The organism is Pseudomonas sp. KBS0707 (assembly GCF_005937945.2).
Classification (GTDB): domain Bacteria; phylum Pseudomonadota; class Gammaproteobacteria; order Pseudomonadales; family Pseudomonadaceae; genus Aquipseudomonas; species Aquipseudomonas amygdali.
Window position 1 is genome coordinate 5,432,779 of record NZ_CP041754.1, and the last position, 21,320, is coordinate 5,454,098.

17 protein-coding genes are annotated in these 21,320 nt (G+C 59.9%); 12 read left to right on the plus strand and 5 right to left on the minus strand.

The window, feature by feature from the left end; genetic code table 11:
• Positions 1–46: 46 nt before the first annotated feature.
• From FFH21_RS26050 to ntrC, 6 genes are all read left to right on the plus strand, one after another.
• Positions 47–460, plus strand: coding sequence for a cupin domain-containing protein (locus FFH21_RS26050; protein WP_004654943.1), 414 nt, complete (start codon positions 47–49; stop codon positions 458–460).
• 126 nt (positions 461–586) lie between these two features.
• Positions 587–1,144, plus strand: coding sequence for a chorismate mutase (locus FFH21_RS26055; RefSeq protein ID WP_004654945.1), 558 nt, complete (start codon positions 587–589; stop codon positions 1,142–1,144).
• Positions 1,145–1,222: 78 nt separating this feature from the next.
• Positions 1,223–1,759, plus strand: coding sequence for a DUF4124 domain-containing protein (locus tag FFH21_RS26060; RefSeq protein WP_011169768.1), 537 nt, complete (start codon positions 1,223–1,225; stop codon positions 1,757–1,759).
• Between the two features lie 11 nt (positions 1,760–1,770).
• On the plus strand, positions 1,771–2,388 hold the full coding sequence (locus FFH21_RS26065; protein ID WP_004654948.1) for a DUF4124 domain-containing protein: 618 nt from the start codon (positions 1,771–1,773) through the stop codon (positions 2,386–2,388).
• A 283-nt stretch (positions 2,389–2,671) separates the two neighbouring features.
• Positions 2,672–3,757, plus strand: a complete 1,086-nt coding sequence (glnL, locus tag FFH21_RS26075) for a nitrogen regulation protein NR(II) (RefSeq protein WP_011169770.1) — start codon at positions 2,672–2,674, stop codon at positions 3,755–3,757.
• Positions 3,754–5,190 (plus strand): nitrogen regulation protein NR(I), encoded by a 1,437-nt coding sequence (ntrC, locus tag FFH21_RS26080; protein ID WP_002555721.1) that lies wholly within the window; start codon positions 3,754–3,756, stop codon positions 5,188–5,190. Before glnL ends, ntrC begins: the two co-directional genes overlap by 4 nt.
• 177 nt (positions 5,191–5,367) lie before the next feature.
• Here ntrC and mgrA read toward each other — a convergent pair whose 3' ends face one another.
• The 4 genes from mgrA to FFH21_RS26105 form a co-directional block, all read right to left on the minus strand.
• Complete coding sequence (gene mgrA, locus FFH21_RS26090; protein WP_004654952.1) at positions 5,368–6,405, minus strand: L-glyceraldehyde 3-phosphate reductase; 1,038 nt, start codon at positions 6,403–6,405, stop codon at positions 5,368–5,370.
• Between the two features lie 81 nt (positions 6,406–6,486).
• Positions 6,487–7,422, minus strand: coding sequence for a sulfonate ABC transporter substrate-binding protein (locus FFH21_RS26095; protein ID WP_004663283.1), 936 nt, complete (start codon positions 7,420–7,422; stop codon positions 6,487–6,489).
• Positions 7,423–7,533: 111 nt separating this feature from the next.
• The gene (locus FFH21_RS26100; RefSeq protein ID WP_011169771.1) at positions 7,534–8,859 is read right to left on the minus strand and encodes an LLM class flavin-dependent oxidoreductase; all 1,326 of its coding nucleotides are present in this window, start codon (positions 8,857–8,859) and stop codon (positions 7,534–7,536) included.
• Between the two features lie 35 nt (positions 8,860–8,894).
• On the minus strand, positions 8,895–11,210 hold the full coding sequence (locus FFH21_RS26105) for a TonB-dependent receptor (RefSeq protein WP_011169772.1): 2,316 nt from the start codon (positions 11,208–11,210) through the stop codon (positions 8,895–8,897).
• Positions 11,211–11,382: 172 nt separating this feature from the next.
• Here FFH21_RS26105 and FFH21_RS26110 point away from each other — a divergent pair, with 172 nt between their 5' ends.
• Entirely contained in the window at positions 11,383–12,429 is a 1,047-nt protein-coding gene (locus tag FFH21_RS26110; RefSeq protein ID WP_002555728.1) for a LacI family DNA-binding transcriptional regulator, read from the plus strand.
• Between the two features lie 160 nt (positions 12,430–12,589).
• Here FFH21_RS26110 and betT read toward each other — a convergent pair whose 3' ends face one another.
• Complete coding sequence (betT, locus tag FFH21_RS26120; protein ID WP_205897542.1) at positions 12,590–14,545, minus strand: choline BCCT transporter BetT; 1,956 nt, start codon at positions 14,543–14,545, stop codon at positions 12,590–12,592.
• A 672-nt stretch (positions 14,546–15,217) separates the two neighbouring features.
• Here betT and hutU point away from each other — a divergent pair.
• From hutU to hutH, 5 genes are all read left to right on the plus strand, one after another.
• Positions 15,218–16,894, plus strand: coding sequence for a urocanate hydratase (gene hutU, locus FFH21_RS26125; protein WP_230383635.1), 1,677 nt, complete (start codon positions 15,218–15,220; stop codon positions 16,892–16,894).
• A 113-nt stretch (positions 16,895–17,007) separates the two neighbouring features.
• Positions 17,008–17,976, plus strand: a complete 969-nt coding sequence (locus FFH21_RS26130; protein ID WP_004654970.1) for an ABC transporter substrate-binding protein — start codon at positions 17,008–17,010, stop codon at positions 17,974–17,976.
• Between the two features lie 73 nt (positions 17,977–18,049).
• Positions 18,050–18,901 (plus strand): proline/glycine betaine ABC transporter permease, encoded by an 852-nt coding sequence (locus tag FFH21_RS26135; protein ID WP_011169775.1) that lies wholly within the window; start codon positions 18,050–18,052, stop codon positions 18,899–18,901.
• Positions 18,898–19,728, plus strand: coding sequence for a glycine betaine/L-proline ABC transporter ATP-binding protein (locus FFH21_RS26140; protein ID WP_004654975.1), 831 nt, complete (start codon positions 18,898–18,900; stop codon positions 19,726–19,728). Before FFH21_RS26135 ends, FFH21_RS26140 begins: the two co-directional genes overlap by 4 nt.
• A gap of 12 nt (positions 19,729–19,740) precedes the next feature.
• Complete coding sequence (hutH, locus tag FFH21_RS26145; protein WP_011169776.1) at positions 19,741–21,282, plus strand: histidine ammonia-lyase; 1,542 nt, start codon at positions 19,741–19,743, stop codon at positions 21,280–21,282.
• Positions 21,283–21,320 lie beyond the last annotated feature (38 nt).

The following is a 21,320-nucleotide window of genomic DNA, read 5'->3' on the forward strand; positions in this document are numbered from 1 at the left end:
CGGGCAAACTTCTGGCTCGAATTTCAGCCAGCAAGGCCATCCCGACATGCCCTACAGACTTCTGATCACAGCTGCCCTGATAGCACTGACAGGCAACGCCGTTGCCCAACAGGCAAGCCCCACCGTCGAATCCCGTGTTCTGCTGAAAAGCAAAACTTCCTGGGATGGCACGCCTTACATTGCCTACCCCAAAGGCCAGCCCGAGCTGACCGTTCTGAAAATCAACATTCCTGCAAACACCGCGCTGAAATGGCATAGCCATCCGATCCCCAACGCCGCCTACGTGGCCTCAGGAGAAATCACCGTCGAAAAACGGGACAGCAACAAGGAAATCCGCCTGAAAAAAGGCGACGCACTCGCAGAGATGGTTGATATCGTGCACCGCGGCAAGACGGGCGACACACCGGTCGAACTTATCGTCTTTTACGCCGCGACAGAAGCAACGCCGTTGTCGCAATAAGCTCTCACCAGCACGTACGCGGAATGCAGCCTTGCAACATGAAATTCTTTTCACCACCGGGCACTGGCTGCATACCCAAGAATCGGGCTTAACTCTGAACCCGCCCCGATCAATATGGAGTTGAATATGCGCCTGCTTCTGGCCACTTCCCTGCTGACCCTGACGTGCATGTCTTCCTGCTTCGCCTTCGCCGCCGAGCAGAAGCCCTCTGCTATCGAGCCGCTGTTGCAAGCCATCAGCGAGCGCCTGTCCATCGCCGATCAGGTTGCCCTGAGCAAATGGGACAGCGGCAAAGCCGTCGAGGACCCGCCGCGCGAGCTGCAAGTCATCAGCGCAGCGCAGGCCCGCGCTGCCGAATTCAAGCTGAACCCTGACGACGTTCAACGCTTGTTCAAGGCGCAGATCGAAGCCAACAAGCAAATACAGAATGCACTGCTTGCCCAATGGCATGCAGCAGGCAAAGCCCCTGATACGGCCAGGCTGAGCCTGGTGGACGATATCCGCCCGAAACTCGACCGGTTGCAAACCCAGCTGCTGCAGGCATATGCCGACTTCCAGCCACTGCGCAAGACCGAAGACTGCAGGATAAAGCTGGATATGGCGCTCAAGCGCTATCAGACCGACCCGATTCACGATCAGGCGCTGGTACTGGCCACTGCCGATCTTTGCTCGGCAAACCTCTGACACATCAGGCGGGTAGCGCAGCATAGGGCGATGTGTTCTATGCTGACGGCCAATTGTGCCATTGCTGTCGAGAGTCTCATGCGTCAAAGCCTGATTTGCCTGCTGCTGTTGATCAGCCTGCCTGCCTTGGCGCAGATCTATAAGTACACCGATGCGAACGGCAACACTGCATTCAGCAATCAGCCACCCAACGGCACCAAAACCGAAGTGGTCGAGCTGCCGCCACTCAACAGCATAGAAACGCAGACGCCTTCCAGACCGGTCGTCAACAGTGCGCCGCAACCAGCCCCTGACGCACCACCCTCGCAGCCGCAAACGGCCTACGACGTACTGGAACTGACGGACCTGCCAGCCGATGAAGCATTACGTGCCAACAACGGCACGTTCATCATTGGCGTGAAGATCCAGCCGCGTCTGCAACCGACTCACAGCCTGCAACTGCTGCTGGACGGCAACCTGTACGGGCAGCCCTCCAACCTCCCGCGCTTTCAAGTGGTCAACATCGATCGCGGCGAGCACAGCTTCGCGGTAGTGGTGAAAGACGGCGAGCGGATCATTCAGCAGAGCGAGACCATTACGCTGACCATTCAACGCGTGCACCTCGGCAAACCATGAACAGACACAGAATGCACAGCACGCTGATCTGCTTGCTGCTGCTGATAGCGCTGCCAGCCGCTGCCGACGTCTATACCTACATCGACGCGCAAGGCAATCGGGTGTTTACCGACCAGCCGCGCAAGAACGCCAAGCGCGTTGATATTCCACCCAGCAACAACATGACCGGCACCCCGCCGACCCGAACCCTGAAAGCGCACCCCGCCAAACCCGCCGTGCAGCCGATGTTTCATTATCAACTGCTGAGAATTCTCGTGCCCGAGCCGGACGCCACGCTGGTCAATCCCAGTGGCGATCTGATCGTTACCGTCACCAGCGAACCGGTTTTACAGCCGGGTCACAGCTACCGGCTATTGCTGGATGGCGTTGCCGTCGGCGAGGCCGGACGCAGCCCTGTCTTCCCGCTGAGCAATGTGGATCGGGGCACGCATCAATTATCGGTAGAGATTTTCGACGAGCTTGGCCGTGTCCTGGAAAAAACGCCGAACCAGCCGTTTCACGTGCAGCGCATTTCCCTCGCGCAAAAGCGCGCGATTCATCCCTGCAAGGATGATGACTACGGCGTGCGCCCGGAGTGTCCGCTCAAGGACAAGCCCGAGCCTAAAAGCAGCATCCTGCCTTTCTTCTGATCCTCGACAACGCAGAAGCACCTTTTTGGTGCGCAACCTGCACACCTGCGCAACAATACAGTCCAATTTGGTTCAGGAACGCACTGAAAGTAGCGCCGTATGCGGGCACTCGCTCGAAAAACGGCCCGATTTTGCAGATAAAGCGCTTCTTTTCGGAGCCTTGGTTTGGTTTTTGCAACTTCACTGAGACAGCACCGTATTGGTGGCCTTGCTCCTGCTGGCGCAGACCAACCAGCACCAGCATTGCGCAACTGCAATGTGCCAAAAGAGGTCAACACGATTCATGACTATCAGCGACGCGCTGCACAGACTGTTACTGGATAACCTGACCACTGCCACCATTCTGCTCAACGCCGACCTGCGACTTGAGTACATGAACCCGGCAGCGGAAATGCTGCTCGCCATCAGCGGGCAGCGCAGCCATGGGCAATTCATCAGCGAGCTGTTCACCGAGTCGGCTGAGGCACTGAGTTCGCTGCGTCAGGCAGTGGAACAGGCTCATCCTTTCACCAAGCGCGAAGCGATGCTCACCGCACTGACCGGTCAGACACTGACTGTCGACTATGCCGTGACGCCGATTCTCAGCAAGGGCGATACCCTGCTGCTGCTTGAAGTGCACCCACGTGACAGGTTGCTGCGCATTACCAAGGAAGAGGCCCAGTTGTCCAAGCAGGAAACCACCAAGATGCTGGTGCGTGGCCTGGCTCACGAAATAAAGAATCCGCTGGGCGGCATTCGCGGCGCCGCACAGCTGCTGGCCCGCGAGCTGCCTGAAGAAAGCCTCAAGGATTACACCAACGTCATCATCGAAGAGGCCGACCGTCTGCGTAATCTGGTCGACCGCATGCTCGGTTCCAACAAGCTGCCGTCGCTGGCGATGACCAACGTGCACGAAGTGCTTGAACGAGTGTGCAGCCTGGTCGAGGCCGAAAGTCAGGGCTGCATCACGCTGGTGCGCGACTATGACCCAAGCATTCCCGACGTCTTGATCGACCGCGAGCAAATGATCCAGGCCGTGCTCAATATCGTGCGCAACGCCATGCAGGCCATCAGCGGCCAGAACGAATTGCGCCTGGGACGAATCACCCTGCGCACCCGCGCCATGCGCCAGTTCACTATCGGCCACGTTCGCCATCGGCTGGTCAGCAAGATCGAAATCATCGACAACGGCCCCGGTATTCCGGCCGAACTTCAGGAAACCATTTTTTACCCGATGGTCAGTGGCCGCCCGGATGGCACAGGGCTAGGTCTTGCCATTACCCAGAACATCATCAGCCAGCACCAGGGCCTGATCGAGTGTGACAGCCATCCCGGCCACACCACGTTCTCGATCTTCCTGCCGCTGGAACAAGGAGCACCTTCGACATGAGCCGTAGTGAAACTGTCTGGATCGTAGACGACGATCGTTCTATCCGCTGGGTACTGGAAAAGGCCTTGCAACAGGAAGGCATGACCACGCAGAGCTTCGACAGCGCCGACGGGGTGATGAGCCGTCTGGCCCGTCAGCAGCCGGACGTGATCATTTCCGACATCCGCATGCCCGGTGCCAGTGGTCTGGACCTGCTGGCGCGGATTCGCGAGCAGCATCCACGTCTGCCGGTGATCATCATGACCGCCCATTCAGATCTGGACAGCGCCGTGGCGTCTTATCAGGGTGGCGCTTTCGAGTACCTGCCCAAGCCGTTTGACGTCGATGAAGCCGTCTCGCTGGTCAAACGCGCCAATCAGCACGCCCAGGAACAGCAAGGCCTGGACGTCGCACCGACCCTGACCCGCACCCCTGAAATCATTGGCGAAGCGCCCGCGATGCAGGAAGTATTTCGCGCTATCGGGCGCCTGAGCCACTCCAACATCACTGTTCTGATTAACGGTGAATCGGGTACCGGTAAAGAGTTGGTCGCTCATGCACTGCACCGCCACAGCCCGCGTTCGGCCTCGCCGTTCATTGCACTGAACATGGCGGCGATTCCCAAGGACTTGATGGAATCGGAGCTGTTCGGCCACGAAAAAGGCGCATTCACCGGCGCGGCCAACCTGCGTCGCGGTCGTTTTGAACAGGCCGACGGCGGCACGCTGTTTCTCGATGAAATCGGCGATATGCCAGCCGACACCCAGACCCGTCTGCTGCGCGTGCTGGCCGATGGCGAGTTCTACCGGGTGGGCGGGCACACGCCGGTCAAGGTCGACGTGCGCATCATTGCCGCCACCCACCAGAACCTGGAAACCCTGGTACAGGCCGGCAAGTTCCGTGAGGACTTGTTCCATCGCCTGAACGTGATTCGTATCCACATTCCGCGCATGTCGGACCGCCGCGAAGACATCCCGACCCTGGCCAAGCACTTCCTCAGCCGCGCGGCTCAGGAACTGGCAGTCGAACCCAAGCTGCTCAAGGCCGAGACCGAGGAATACCTCAAGCATCTGCCGTGGCCTGGCAACGTGCGACAGCTGGAAAACACTTGCCGCTGGATCACGGTCATGGCCTCGGGTCGTGAAGTGCACATCAGCGATCTGCCACCGGAACTGCTGAGCCTGCCGCAGGACGCCGCCCCGGTCACCAACTGGGAACAGGCGCTGCGTCAGTGGGCCGACCAAGCGTTGTCTCGCGGTCAGTCCAGCCTGCTGGACAGCGCTGTACCGACTTTCGAGCGGATCATGATCGAAACCGCCCTCAAGCACACCGCCGGCCGCCGCCGCGACGCCGCCGTGCTGCTGGGCTGGGGCCGCAACACCTTGACCCGAAAGATCAAGGAACTGGGCATGAAGGTCGACGGTGGGGATGACGACGAGGCTGATGAGGGCTGAGTGGTTATATGATGGTCATTGGTGCCAATGCTCCGCATTGGCATGCATTTCGAAACACTCTGCGCCGCGCCTACTATTCAAGGCAGGACGCAGAGCGTCCAGAACTGCATTCCCACGCGGAGCGTGGGAACGATAGTCATCTCAGGAATTGCGTGTAACGCGCAGCTCAGCACCGCATCACTCAGCCAGTGACGGTTTTTCCCACAGGTTGATTCCGCCTTCCACCGCAAAGCTGTCGATCTCGGCCAGTTCTTCCGGGCTGAACGCCAGGTTCTTCAGCGCGCCGACGTTTTCGACAATCTGCTCGGGACGGCTCGCACCGATCAGCGCTGACGTCACGCGCGGGTCACGCAGCGTCCAGGCCAGGGCCATTTGTGCCAGGCTCTGACCACGACGCTGGGCGATTTCGTTGAGCGCACGCACGTGGGCGATGTTCTGCTCGGACAGGTGCGAAGCCTGCAACGAGCCGCCGCCCGGACGATTGACCCGCGCATCCTTGGGCACGCCGTTCAGGTATTTGTCCGACAGCAGCCCTTGGGCCAGCGCGGTAAATGCGATCACGCCAGCGCCCAGCTCTTCGGTCGCATCGAGCAGGTCTTTCTCGACCCAGCGGTTGAGCAGGTTGTAAGCCGGCTGGTGAATCAACAACGGCACTTTCCACTCTTTGAGCAGCGCCGCTATTTCGCGGGTCTTGGCCCCGGAATACGACGAGATGCCGATATACAACGCCTTGCCCTGCTGCACTGCCGTAGCCAGCGCGCTGGCGGTTTCTTCCAGCGGGGTGTCCGGATCGAAGCGGTGCGAGTAGAAAATATCGACGTAATCCAGGCCCATGCGCTGCAGGCTCTGATCAAGGCTGGCGAGCACGTATTTACGTGAACCACCGCCCTGTCCGTATGGGCCCGGCCACATGTCCCAGCCAGCCTTGCTGGAGATGATCAGTTCATCACGGTAGTGCTTGAAGTCTTCGCGCAGCAGACGGCCGAAGTTGATCTCGGCGCTGCCGTACGGCGGGCCATAGTTGTTGGCCAGGTCGAAATGGTTAATGCCCAGATCGAACGCCGTGCGCAGCATGGCACGCTGGGTGTCGATCGGCGTGCTGTCACCGAAGTTGTGCCACAAGCCCAAAGACAGTGCCGGAAGCACCAGCCCGCTGCGGCCGGTACGGCGATAAGGCATGTCTTCGTAACGATTTTCGGCAGCGATGTAGGTCATTGAATCCTCTCTTGTCTGGGGGATATTCGAGGCGTCTTGATTGCGTTTGCGAACAGGCGACGCCTGTTCGCAACGCCGGAATCATGGCTTTTGCCAGACAACCTGCTGGATATCGACCCGCTTGGGTATCAGGTGGTTGTCGTAAAACAGATCGGCGGTCGCCTGCTGCGCACGCACGATCTCGGCTGTGATCGGCAGGCTGGGTGATTCAGGTCGATGATCAAGATACTGAGTGATGACCGCTTCGGACAAGCCCATGCTGCGCGCCAGGATCTGAATGCTTTCGTTGCGTTGCGAGCGAGTCAGCCCATCGGCCACCGTCAGTTCGTCGAGAACCTGCTGCACAAACGCCGCATTTTTCTCGGCAAAAGCCCGGCGTGCGGTATAGAACGGCCCGGACAGTCCAAGTCCTTCGCCATTGGCCAAGAGGCGGCTATGGCCTTCGTTCAGGGCGATGGAGTAGTACGGGTCCCAGATTGCCCAGGCATCGACACTGCCGTTTTCAAAGGCGGCGCGGGCATCGGCGGGGGTCAGGTAAATCGGCTGAATATCCTTGAACGTCAACCCTGCCTTGTTCAACAAGCGCAACACCACGTTATGCGAGCTGGAGCCTTTCTGAAGCGCGACCTTGCGGCCTTTCAGCTCTGCCACGCTGTGCAGCGGGCTTTCGTTGCGCACCAGTATGGTTTCTGCCTGTGGCTTGGCCGGTTCTGCGCCGATGTAGACCAGGTCTGCGCCTGCGACCTGAGCAAAGATCGGCGGGATGTCACCGGTGGACGCAATGTCCAGACTGCCAATATTCAAAGCCTCAAGCATCTGCGGCCCGGCCGGGAATTCGATCCATTTGACTTTTGTAGCAGCAAAGCGCTTCTCCAGAAGGCCATGTTCCTTGGCCAGCACCAGCGTGATCGAGCCCTTCTGATAGCCAATGCGCAGCGTGTCAGGTTCGTCGGCTGAGGCTGTATTGAGCAAGCCGCTGAAAGCCAGAATGGCGGCGATGAAGGTGAATGGTTTCATGGGTAATCCTTTCTCGGTCGACTCTCGTGCCAATGCTCCGCGTTGGCATGCATCCCGTGACGCTCCGCGTCACCTCTCTGCAGCCAGGCTCGGTATCTGGTACGGGAATTATCAAAATCTATAAGCAGGCCGCTGCAGCCCCAGGTTCTCGCGCAACGTTGTGCCTTCATATTCAGTACGAAACAGCCCACGCCGCTGCAGCTCCGGCACTAGCAATTGCGCGACGTCTTCCAGACCTCCCGGCAAATGCGGCACCAGCACGTTGAAGCCGTCTGCCGCGCCGTGTTCGAACCAGGTTTGCAGCTCATCGGCGATCTGCTCAGGCGTACCGATCAGGCTGTAATGCCCTCGCCCACCGGCAATCCGCCGTCCCAGTTGCGCCAGGGTCAGGTTTTCCTGATCGGCCAGTTCGGTGAGCAGTTTCTGCCGACTACGCTGGCCGCTGTCAGTTAGCGGCAGCTCTGGCAACGGGCCGTCCAGCGGGTAGCCCGACAGGTCGAAATTGCCCAGCATACGGCCTAACAGCGCGACACCCACCTGAGGTTCGACCAGCTCCTGAAACGACTCGAATTTCGCTTTCGCCAACGCCTCGGTTTCGGCCACGACAATGAACACGCCGGGCATGACTTTCAGCGAATCTGCGTCACGTCCGTATGCGCCAAGGCGGCCCTTGATGTCCGCATAAAACGCCTGGGCACTGGCCAGCGAGGTCTGTGCGGTGAACACCACTTCCGCGGTCTGCGCCGCCAGATCGCGGCCGACTTCAGAGGAACCCGCCTGCACGACCACGGGCTGCCCTTGCGGCGAACGCGCCACGTTCAGCGGGCCTTTGACACTGAAGTGCTCACCGTGATGATTGAGCACATGTAATTTGGCCGGGTCGTAATATTCACCGCTGCTCTTGTCGCGGTTAAACGCGTCATCTGCCCAGCTGTCCCACAGGCCGGTCACCACCTGATGAAACTCCCGTGCGCGGCTATAACGCTCGACATGCCCCACATGCTCGGCGCGACCGAAGTTCTGCGCTTCAGCGGCGGCATCGGAGGTCACCAGATTCCAGCCCGCTCGCCCCCCGGACAAGTGATCCAGCGAGGCGAACTTGCGAGCAACGTGATACGGCTCGTTGTAGGTGGTGGTCGCCGTCGCGATCAGACCGATGTGATCGGTCACCGCGCTCAACGCCGAGAGCAGGGTCAGCGGCTCGAAATGATCAGAGCGGGCCATGCGGCTGGCGATATCGCCGGTGGCGGCAGCCACGCTGTCGGCCACGAACAACGTGTCGAATTTTGCCGCTTCCGCGACCTTGGCCACGTGCCGATAGTGCTTGAAATCCAGCCCTGCATCGGCAGGCACATCAGGGTGACGCCAAGCCGCAACGTGGTGCCCGGTGGCCATCAGAAAAGCGCCGAGTTTCATCTGTCGAGCAGTCGTGCTCATTCTTCACTCCTTACTGTGTTACCGCGTGCCACGACTCAAAAATCCTTGCGTAGCTGTACGCCGAAATAACGCTCGTCATCACGCGGTACAGACCGGTAAACATAGCTACCACCGGTGGCCAGCATCGGCGAATAGGACTTGTCTGCCAGATTCTTGCCGAGCAGCGCCACGCGCCAGCCACTGTTGTAATCGGCCAATGCCACGCTGGCATTCCAGATGCCATAAGCGCCCTGCTTGGTGTCCGGGTTCTGGCTGATGTCGTACTGCACTTCGCTCTGCCAGCTGTAATCGGTGCCCAGCTCGATATCCAGACCGTTGTCCAGCGGGATGGTGTAGTCGGCACGAACGTAGCTTTTCCAGTCAGGGCTATACGGCAGGGTTTTGCCATCGACGTTGCACGACGCCGCTGCACCGGCCGGGCAGGCAAAGCTGTCGATGCGCGCCTTGGTGTAAGACAGCGCGCCGGAGAATTTCAGGTTACGGGTGGCCTGCAAGGCGTAATCCAGTTCGACGCCTTCAGTACTGACACTGCCTGCGTTGATCAGCCGCGTAACGACCTGCCCGGCAACGCTGTCGAAGAAGTTCGCCTGATAGTTATCGTAATCGCTATGGAACACCGCCAGGTTGGTGGTCAGGCGATTGTTCCAGGTGGTGGCCTTGACGCCGACTTCCCAGGTGTTCGAGGTCTCCGGTTTCAAAGCGTCGGTGTCACGCGGCTGCATGTTGAAGAACACGTTGTAAGCCGGGCCTTTATAGCCGCGCGAGTAGGTGAAGTAGGTCATCACGCTGTCGTTCAGGTCGTACTGCAGACCCAGCCGACCGGACTTGCCATCCTCGTCCACCGAACCGGAACTGCTGGTCGCAGGCTGAATGCCGCTGACCGTGGTCGCCGATGTCGAAACGCGGCGATGGTCGTATTCCAGATCGTCGTGGGTCCAGCGCGCCCCGGCAATCGCACGGAAGTCCGGGGTGAAGTTGAAGGTGGTTTCGCCGAATACCGAATAGCTGTCGGTGGTGGTGCTGTAATCGGCGATACCACGGTCCTGACGGGTTGGCGTGATGAGCGTGCGCTGGTAGGTCTCGTCGCTCTTGCCATGCATATAGAACAGACCGCCGACATACTCGACAAACTGGCCCTTTGGCGATGCCAGACGTAGCTCCTGAGAGTACTGATTGAACTCCAGATCGCCTTTGTCTTCGGTGCCGGGGAATGCAGCGGTGACGGTGCCGAGACGGTCGCCATCCTGATACTGGATGTTATCCCAGCCCCGCCAGGCGGTGATGGAGGTCAGGGTGTAATCGCCCAGTTGCCAGTCAAGCTGGCCCGACAGGCCCTTGTTGACGTCCTCGACATGGCTGCGGTAATCACTGAGCACATCACGGTTGTCACTGTCGGCGCGCACCGGTGACAGCGCACTGGCGAACGCTGGGGTCAGCGCCTTGCTCACTACGCCATTGGGCGCGTCGTCATGGGACTGCATGTAGTCCGCGGCAAGGGTGAAGGTGATGTCGTCGTTGGGTGTGAATTCCAGCTTGCCGCGCGCGCCCTTGCGGTTGTAACCGTTGACCTCCTGACCGTTGAGCTTGTTATCGACGTTGCCGTCATAGCTGCCGAACAGCGTGGTAATCGAGCCCTTGAGGGTTTGCGGAATCAGACTGCCGCTGATGCCGAAACGGGTGCGGCTTTCGTTACCGCTGTAGTACGACTGATCGATGTAACCGTGGGTCTCTTCGGTCGGCGCCTTGGTGGTGACGTTGAGCACGCCAGCCGAGGCGTTCTTACCGAACAACGTACCTTGCGGGCCGCGCAGCACTTCGATGCGCTCAAGGTCGAGCAGGTCCAGCGTGGCCTGGCCCGGACGTGCATACACCACGCCATCGATCACTGTCGCCACCGTCGGCTCGACACCCGGCGAGGTGGAAATGGTGCCGACACCGCGAATGAACAGCGAGGTGTCCTTGTTGGACGCACCGGTACGGAAATTCAGCGAAGGCACTTGCTGCACGATGCTGGCCACGCCGTTGCGATTGTCCCGCTCCAGTTGCTCGCCCTGAATCACCGAAACTGCGACCGGTACTTTTTGCAACGACTCTTCACGGCGCGTGGCCGTTACGGTGACGGACTCCAGCGCTACCGTTTCAGTGCTCTGCGTTGCTGCGTTATCTGCCATTGCCGGAACCCATGGCAACGCCGCAAGCCCCATCAACAGCCAGCCATAACGGCGCCCCCGCGCCACATGAGCCTGATCGATGGCTTGCGCCAGAAGTGTGTATTTGACGCCATCCCCACGTGTTGTGTGCATCTGCGTGCCTACCTGAAATATGCCCTGATCCGACAATGCGATACGCACTGGCGCCTGTTGATTGCTGGCTAAACCGGGTCCGGGCATTCGCGGTGGCGAGTAGCAGACAAACCATGTTTGTTAGCGCTAACATCGCCAGTATCAGGAAACGGCGAATAGATCGTCCAATACTGAAAAATTAGTTTTATATTCTTTTTACTTTTATACGAAGTGATCGAGCATGGCCGACGAGAAACCCGCGACACGCAAACGCCGAGGCGCAGGCCGGGTGACGATCACGGCAGTGGCGCGTGAGGCCGGTGTCTCGGCCATTACCGTATCGCGCTATTTCAATCAGCCGGAGCAAGTCTCGCCTGAACTGCGTGAGCGAATTGCAGCCGTGGTCAATGCGCTGGGCTATGTGCCCAATCTGGTGGCAGGCGGCCTGGCGTCGGCGCGCAGCCGGGTGGTAGCGATGGTGATTCCCAACATCTCCGGGCCTATCTTCGCCAACACCATTCAGGGTTTCAGCGACACGCTGAGCCAGCACGGTTTCCAGTTGCTGCTGGCCTCCAGCTACTTTTCCGCCGAACAGGAAGAAAGCGCAGTACGGGCGTTTCTGGGCTGGTCTCCGGCTGCGCTGGTGCTGACCAGTCGTTTCCACAGCCCGGCTACCGAGAAAATGATCGAGCAGACCGATGTCCCGGTGATCGAAACCTGGGACCACCAGCCCGAACGCAGCCCGATCCAGATTGGCTTTTCTCACTATGACGTCGGCGTCACGGCAGCCCGCTATTTGTACGACAAGGGCTACCGCCGCATCGCGTTCGTGCAGAACAGCATTGCAGGCGACTTCAGCGCACTGGAGCGGCGTGACGGCTATATCGCCACACTGGAAGGGCTCGGCATCAAACCGTGGGTCTTTGTCCCGGACGCCGGACGGGCGCCGTTCGAAGCAGGCAAACAGGCCATGGAAACACTAATGAGCCAAACACCGCGCCCCGACGCCATCTTCTTCGCCAACGACAACCTGGCAGCCGGCGCCCTGCTCGCCAGCCAGCGCGCAGGCCTGCATATACCGAAGGATTGTGCCGTGATGGGCTTTGGCGATTACGCCTTCGCAGAAATGATGCTCCCTAGCCTGACCACCATCAAACCGCCAGCGCTGGAGATCGGCGTACTGGCCGCAACGCGTGTGCTTGAAAGCCTTGGCGTGTTGCCGGTGGAGGGAGACATACAACGGCTGAATTTGCTGGAGTGCAGGTTGGTAGAGCGCGAGAGTACATGAGCCCGACGCAATCTCGAGCCTACGCTGGGGGGCGTGGAACGATGACTTCAGCCATCGTGCGACGCTCCGCGTCGCATGCCGTTCTGGACGCTCTGCGTCCTCGCCTGAACATGGGGCGCGGCGCAGAGCGTGAGGAACGATAGGTGCTCTTAATCCCCTATCACCGCACCAGATGCAGAAATTGCATATGCCGTTCGTACTGGTCGAGCACGTCGTTGATGACTTGCTCCTTGGTGTAGCCCACCAGGTCGTAGTCCTGACTGCCTTCGCTCAGGTGAACCTCGGCGCGGTAGTAGCGGCGGTTGTTCAGCTGTTTGGAACCCATGCCGCCACGGGCGAACGAAGGGGTGAAAAAGCCCTTCATCTGCACCTGATAGATGAACGGACGCTCTTCGCCATGACCAATTTCCAGGGTCACCGAGTCGTTGGAAGGGTCAGGTACGTTGACCACGCTCAAGCCCTTCTCGACAAACACCGCTGTCACTTCATCAATCGCTGGACGCACGGTCTGGTCAAGGAAGCGATACACCTCGTCTCGCGACGGGTAATGCACGGCCTGGCTCAGACGCTGACGCCAGCCGCCACGTCGTGAGCCGGACACTGGTGCCAGCGAATACAGTTGCGCAATCTGGCGCTGGGATTCCATGACGAACGCTTTGTGCAGGCCCCACATCATCAGTAGCAGGATCAGCGAGAACGGCAACGACGTCAGCACCACCGCTGATTTAAGCGCATCGATACTGCCCGAGAACAGCAGGCCGCTGGTGATCAGTGCAGTCGCCACACCCCAGAACACCCGCAGCCATTTCGGACCGTCTTCGTCAGGGTTGCCGCCTTTGGCTGACAGCGTCGACAGCACCACAGTGCCCGAATCGGCCGACGTCACGAAGAACACAAAGCTGATGAACACCGTGACCGCAATGACCGTCTTGCTCCACGGATAGGTTTCCAGCAGCAGGTACAGGGTCATCGACGGATCATCGATGGCCGACTGGCCCAGCGCAGTCATGCCGTGGTTGAGCACTTGATCGATGGCGCTGTTACCGAAGATCGACATCCACGCCAGGGTGAAGCCCAGCGGGATCAGCAACACACCGAAGACGAACTCACGGATGGTCCGGCCACGGGAAATACGCGCAATGAACAGACCCACGAATGGCGCCCAGGCAATCCACCAGGCCCAATAGAACACGGTCCAGCCACCCAGCCAGTCGCTCGGTTCTTTATAGGCGTAGACGTCGAAGCTCTTGCTCGGCAGCGCACCCAGGTAGTCACCGATGTTCTGCACCAGCGTGTTGAGCAAGTGCTGAGTCGGGCCGGCAAACAGCACGAACAGCAGCAGCGCACAGGCCAGCAGCATGTTGATGTCGGACATGACGCGCACGCCTTTGTCGACACCTGCGATCGCCACCAGAATCGCCGCGCCCATCATCAGGGTGATCAGACCGACCTGAATCCAGTGGGTATGCGCCACGCCAAACAGGTAATCCAGACCGGAATTCAGGTGCAGTACCCCGAAGCCCATGTCTGCGCCCAAGCCGAAAATGGTCGCTATGATGCCGAAGCCGTCGACTGCATAGCCTATAGGGCCGTTGATGCGCTTGCCGATCAGCGGGTACAGCGCCGAACGCAGGGCCAGCGGCAGGTTGTGGCGATAAGCGAAGTAGGCCAGCGCCATGCCGACAAAGGCAAACACGCCCCAGCCATGCAGGCCCCAGTGCAGAAACAGCAACTGCATGCCCTGACGCGCGGCCTCAGCCGTACCGCCTTCGCCCTGCGGCGGTTGCAGCAGGTGCGTCAGTGGCTCTGAAACGCAGAAGAAGAACAGCGTGATGCTGATCCCCGCGGCGAACAGCATGCCAGCCCATGACAGGTAACTGAACTCGGGTTCGTCGTGGTCGGCACCGAGCTTGATCTTGCCGAAGCCCGACAAGGCGGTGACCACCACGAAGACCAGGTACAGGGTCATGACCATCATGTAGTACCAGCCGACCGTGTTGGCCGCCCAGTTTTGCGCCGCCAGCAGCCATTCGCCGCTGGCTTGCGGGAACGCGATCACGACGATGCCGAAAATCAGAATAAAACTCGCAGCGAAGTAGAACACTGGAGCGTTCATGCGGACGTTGCCGCTTGAAGAAGTACTCGGAGAGCTCATCGGTTGCGTGCCTCCGGACTGATAAAACCAACTGCAAAAAGCGGATACGGCAAGGGTAAGCCTCCTGTTGTGAGCGGGCAGCGAACCACCGGTTTAACTTGAACGAGCGTTCAATTTAAACATGAAAGTGCCCGTAAAGACTAATCGGGGGCCAGTGAATGCTCGCTCAGGCTTGGGTATGACGCATGCTTGAGCGGGATCGTTCCCAGCCTCAGGCAACACAATTCAGGCCCTCCTAACGGGGATTTTTCAGGCATCCATAAATAACCGATGTTGACCCGGCGACCCTGCGCACATTTACCGCACCATTCTGTTACCTGCCGCCCCAAAAGCGCGCAAATCACGCTTCAGGTAACACGCCTGACCTCGCCTCACACATTGTTCGCCTGCTCGGCAAAGTCCGCTACCCCCTGAAAACACTGAGCCGCAGGGTCATCGAACGATCAATGAACAGCCGCCAGACAAAGTTGGTCTTCTGATTGCATATGCTTGTATATACAAGTAGAGACAGGCTAGACATTCTGTCTTTCTACTGGACTGAATCGGCCTGCTTCGCCAGGCACTGTTCGCCCTTCAACGGGCTGGTTCGCATTGATCGCCGAGGATTTTTTTGTGACCGAGAATAATCAAGACCTGAAGCAGAACTGGACCCGCCATCGCGAAGGCGTCGTACAGGCTGCCTGCGGCACTCAATTGACAGCCAAAAGCTGGCTGACCGAAGCGCCGCTGCGCATGTTGATGAACAACCTCGACCCGGAAGTCGCCGAGAACCCCAACGAGTTGGTGGTTTATGGTGGCATCGGTCGCGCTGCGCGCAACTGGGAGTGCTACGACAAAATCGTCGAAAGCCTCACTCAGCTCAACGATGATGAGACCCTGCTGGTGCAGTCCGGCAAGCCGGTTGGTGTGTTCAAGACCCACAGCAACGCCCCGCGCGTACTGATCGCCAATTCCAACCTGGTGCCGCACTGGGCCAGCTGGGAGCACTTCAACGAACTGGATGCCAAGGGCCTGGCAATGTATGGCCAGATGACCGCAGGCAGCTGGATCTACATCGGCAGCCAGGGCATCGTGCAAGGCACCTACGAAACCTTCGTCGAAGCCGGACGTCAGCACTATGACGGCAATCTCAAGGGCCGCTGGGTGCTGACCGCAGGTTTGGGCGGCATGGGTGGCGCGCAGCCGCTGGCCGCGACATTGGCCGGGGCCTGCTCGCTGAACATCGAATGCCAGCAGAGCCGTATCGATTTCCGCATCAAGACCCGCTACGTCGACGAACAGGCCGCTGATCTGGATGACGCTCTGGCGCGCATTGCCAAATACACCGCCGAAGGCAAAGCCATCTCCATCGCCCTGTGCGGCAACGCAGCAGAAATTCTGCCGGAAATGGTCCGTCGCGGCGTGCGTCCGGACATGGTCACCGACCAGACCAGCGCCCACGACCCGCTCAATGGCTACCTGCCCAAAGGCTGGACCTGGGACGAGTACCGCGTCCGCTCGGTCAGTGAACCGGCCAATGTCGTAAAAGCCGCCAAGCAATCCATGGCCGAACACGTCGAAGCCATGCTTGCGTTCCAGCAAGCGGGCATTCCGACCTTCGACTATGGCAACAACATTCGCCAGATGGCCAAGGAAGTCGGCGTTGCCAATGCCTTCGATTTCCCCGGTTTCGTCCCGGCCTACATCCGCCCGTTGTTCTGCCGTGGCATCGGCCCGTTCCGCTGGGCCGCGCTGTCGGGTGACCCAGAAGACATCTACAAGACCGACGCCAAGGTCAAGGAACTGATTCCGGACGACGATCACCTGCACAACTGGCTGGACATGGCCCGCGAGCGCATCAGCTTTCAGGGCTTGCCAGCGCGTATCTGCTGGGTCGGCCTGGGTCAGCGCGCCAAGCTGGGTCTGGCGTTCAATGAAATGGTCCGCAGCGGCGAGCTGTCGGCACCGGTGGTGATCGGTCGCGACCACCTGGACTCCGGTTCGGTCGCCAGCCCCAACCGCGAAACCGAATCCATGCGCGATGGCTCCGATGCCGTCTCCGACTGGCCGCTGCTCAACGCCCTGCTCAACACCGCCAGCGGCGCGACCTGGGTTTCGCTGCACCACGGCGGCGGCGTGGGCATGGGCTTCTCGCAGCACTCCGGCATGGTGATCGTCTGTGACGGTACGGACGAAGCCGCCGAACGCATCGCCCGCGTCCTTCATAACGACCCGGCCACCGGTGTGATGCGCCATGCCGATGCCGGTTATGACATTGCCATCGACTGTGCCAGAGAGCAGGGCTTGAACCTGCCGATGATCGGACGTTAAGGGGGCTGCGGTTATCAAACCGACAGACTCGGGGGAACGGGCATGAACATGCCCACAGGCCGGATGCCTACTTGAAGCTGCCGTCATCCATTTCAGGCTTAGGAGCATCGATAATGAATATGAAAAAGGCCCTGCTGACCACCCTGGTATCCGCTGGCCTGCTCGCCAGCGCAGGCGCAAGTCAGGCTGCCGGCTGGTGCGAATCAGGCAAGCCGGTGAAGTTCGCCGGTCTTAACTGGGAAAGCGCGATGCTGCTGACCGACATTCTGCAGGTCGTTCTGGACAAGGGTTACGGCTGCACCGTTGACGCCCTGCCCGGCAATTCCATCGCCATGGAAAACGCCTTGAGCACCAACGATATCCAGATCTTTGCCGAAGAATGGGTCGGTCGCAGCGAGGTCTGGAACAAGGCCGCCGCAGCCGGGAAAGTGGTCGGTGTCGGCGCGCCTATCGTTGGCGCAGTGGAAGGCTGGTATGTGCCCCGCTATGTGATCGAAGGCGATGCCAAACGCAAGCTTGAAGCCAAGGCACCCAACCTGAAATCCATCAGCGATCTGGCCCAATATTCGGCGGTGTTCAAGGATCAGGAAGAGCCCGGCAAAGGCCGCTTCTACAACTGCCCGGCTGGCTGGACCTGCGAGCTGGAAAACAGCGAAATGCTCAAGAGCTATGGCCTGGAAAGCAAATACACCAACTTCCGCCCGGGCACCGGCCCTGCGCTGGATGCGGCTATTCTCTCCAGCTACAAACGTGGCGAGCCGATCCTGACCTACTACTGGTCGCCAACTCCGCTCATGGGCCAGGTGGACCTGGTGCGTCTGGAGGAGAAAGCCGGGGTCAACAAGACGATCGATATCAAGGTCGGCGTGTCCAAAGTGTTCCACGATGAGGCCCCTGAACTGTTCGCCATCCTGGAAAAGGTCAACCTGCCTATCGACCTGCTCAACCAGAACCTGGGGCGCATGGCCAAGGAACGTATCGAATCGCCGAAGCTGGCGAAGATTTTCCTGAAAGAGCACCCCGAAGTCTGGCACAAATGGGTCAGCGAAGACGCCGCGAAAAAGGTGGACGCTTCGCTGTAAACGAAAGGGCAATCGGACTGACAAATCCGACTGCCCTGACGTTGACCCGACACACCTCATTTGAGAGCCGCTTATGTTTCCTGAAAGCTTCACTTTCTCGATCGCCAATTGGGTCAACGACGGGGTCGACTCGCTGGTGACTCAGTATGGCGATGTGTTCCGGCACATTTCCGACACCCTGCTATGGGCCATCGTCAACCTCGAAGGCCTGCTGCGCATTGCGCCGTGGTGGCTGATGCTGATAATCGTTGGCGGCATTGCCTGGCACGCGACACGCAAGATCGTCACGACGCTGGTCATCGTCGGCCTGCTGTTTCTGGTCGGTGCGGTCGGGTTGTGGGACAAGCTGATGCAGACATTGGCGCTGATGCTGGTCGCCACGATCATTGCGGTACTGATCGGCATTCCACTGGGCATTCTCTCCGCGCGCAGCAATCGCCTGCGCTCGGTGCTGATGCCGTTGCTGGACATCATGCAGACCATGCCCAGCTTCGTTTACCTGATTCCGGTGCTGATGCTGTTCGGCCTGGGCAAGGTCCCGGCCATCTTCGCCACGGTGATCTATGCCGCGCCGCCATTGATTCGTCTGACCGACCTGGGCATTCGTCAGGTTGACGGTGAAGTGATGGAAGCCATCAACGCCTTCGGTGCCAACCGCTGGCAGCAGCTGTTTGGTGTGCAACTGCCACTGGCCATGCCGAGCATCATGGCCGGGATCAACCAGACCACCATGATGGCGCTGTCGATGGTTGTCATCGCCTCGATGATCGGCGCACGCGGGCTGGGTGAAGACGTGCTGGTGGGCATTCAGACGCTCAACCTCGGACGCGGGCTGGAAGCGGGTCTGGCCATCGTCATTCTGGCGGTCGTCATCGACCGTATCACGCAGGCCTATGGCCGCCCACGGCATGAGGCGCACAAATGAGCAGCGTGGAACCGAGCAAGATCGTCGTTAAAAACGTATTCAAGATTTTTGGCAACCGCTCAAAGGAAGCACTGGCGCTGATCAAACAGAACCAGAGCAAGGATCAGGTACTGGCGCAAACTGGCTGCGTGGTCGGGGTCAACGACCTGTCGCTGTCGATCGGCAGTGGCGAAATCTTCGTCATCATGGGCCTGTCCGGTTCCGGCAAATCGACGCTGGTACGCCACTTCAACCGCCTGATCGACCCTACCAGCGGCGAGATTCTGGTTGATGGTGAAGACATCCTGCGCTACGACATGGAGGCGCTGCGCCAATTCCGTCGGCACAAGATCAGCATGGTGTTCCAGAGCTTCGGCCTGCTGCCGCACAAGACCGTGCTGGCCAACGTCGCGTATGGCCTGAAAGTGCGCGGCGAGAGCAAGGCGCTGTGCCAGGAACGCGCGCAGCACTGGATAACGACCGTAGGCCTCAAGGGCTACGAAAACAAATACCCGCACCAGCTTTCCGGTGGCATGCGCCAGCGCGTCGGTCTGGCACGAGCACTGGCAGCCGACACCGACATCATTCTGATGGACGAAGCGTTCAGCGCCCTCGACCCGTTGATTCGCGCCGAGATGCAGGACCAGTTGCTGGAACTGCAAGCCAGCCTGCACAAGACCATCGTGTTCATTACCCACGACCTGGACGAAGCGGTACGCATCGGCAATCGCATCGCGATCCTCAAGGACGGGCGCTTGATTCAGGTCGGTACACCGAAAGAAATCCTTCACTCGCCCGCCGACGATTACGTGGACCGTTTCGTTCAGCGCCGCGTGGCCACCCTTTAAGGACCGTTGCAGATGTCGCGAGCAGAACAGATCGTCATCGGTGAAGCCCCGCTGGGCTGGCAGGACGTAGTCGCCGTAGCCCGGCAAGGCGCGCAACTGGTGTTGTCGGATGCCGCCTGGGCGCGGATCGATAACGCGCAGGCCATCGTGCAGCAGATTGTCGTCAGCGGCGAACGCGCCTATGGCGTGAACACCGGGCTTGGCGCGCTGTGCAACGTATCGCTGCAAGGCGAACAGCTCAGTCGCCTGTCGCGCAATACCCTGCTCAGCCATGCCTGCGGCGTGGGTGCGCCGCTGGCCGACGAGCAGACTCGCGCAATCATCTGCGCCGCAATCCTCAATTACAGCCAGGGTAAATCCGGCATTCACCGGCAAGTGGTCGAAGCGCTGCTGGCCTTGCTCAATCGGGGCATTACGCCACACGTGCCATCGCAGGGTTCGGTGGGTTACCTGACCCACATGGCGCACGTCGGCATCGCCTTGCTGGGCGTCGGTCAGGTCAGCTATCGCGGGCAGATCGTCCCGGCTGAGCAGGCCTTGAATGAAGAAGGTCTGGCTCCGGTGATTCTCGGTGCCAAGGACGGCTTGTGTCTGGTCAATGGCACGCCATGCATGACCGGCCTGAGCTGCCTGGCCATTGCCGATGCCGAGCGCCTGAGCCAATGGGCCGACGTGATCGGCGCGATGACCTTCGAAGCACTGGGCGGTCAGCTGGATGCATTCGATGAGAGCATTCTTGCCCTCAAACCACATCCCGGTATGCAGCAGGTGGGCAAAAACCTGCGCAGCGTATTGGCGGGCAGCGAAGTGCTTGCCAGCCGCCAGGGCATTCGTACCCAGGACGCGCTGAGCATCCGCTCGATTCCCCACGTGCATGGCGCAACCCGCGATCAGTTGGCTCATGCCATTCGCCAGATCGAGACCGAGCTGAACTCGGTCACCGATAACCCCATGCTGCTCGACACGCCCGATGACTGGCGCGTGGTGTCTCAGGCCAACCCGCATGGCCAGTCGGTGGCGATGGCGGCAGACCTGCTGTGCATGGCGCTGGCAGAACTGGGCTCCATCGCCGAGCGACGTCTCGACCGCCTGATCAACCCGATGGTCAGCGGCCTGCCGGCGTTTCTGGTCAGCCAGCCGGGGGTGAATTCGGGGATGATGATCGTTCAGTACGTCGCCGCCTCGCTGTGCGCGGAAAACCGCCAGATGGCGCAACCGGCGGTGGTCGATAACTACGTCACCTCCGGCCTGCAGGAAGACCATCTGAGCCTGGGCACCAGTGCCGCGCTCAAGCTGCACAAAGTGCTAGGCAACGTCACACAGATTCTGGCCATCGAGTATTTGCTGGCGGCCCAGGCGTTCGAATTCCTCAAGGCGCAAGGGTTTGGCGTGGGTACAGGTGCTGCGTGGCGACTGCTGCGCGAGCGGATTCCGGCCTACGATGAAGACCGCTGGCTGGCCCCTGATATCGCCAGCAGCGCGGCCCTGCTCAAAGACGCAACATCGCTGGAAAGGGTTTTCCAGCACTGCCGCGATCATGCGGCAACCCTATAAAAAGCGGCGGACGGCCACACGCCGTTGCTGACATTAAT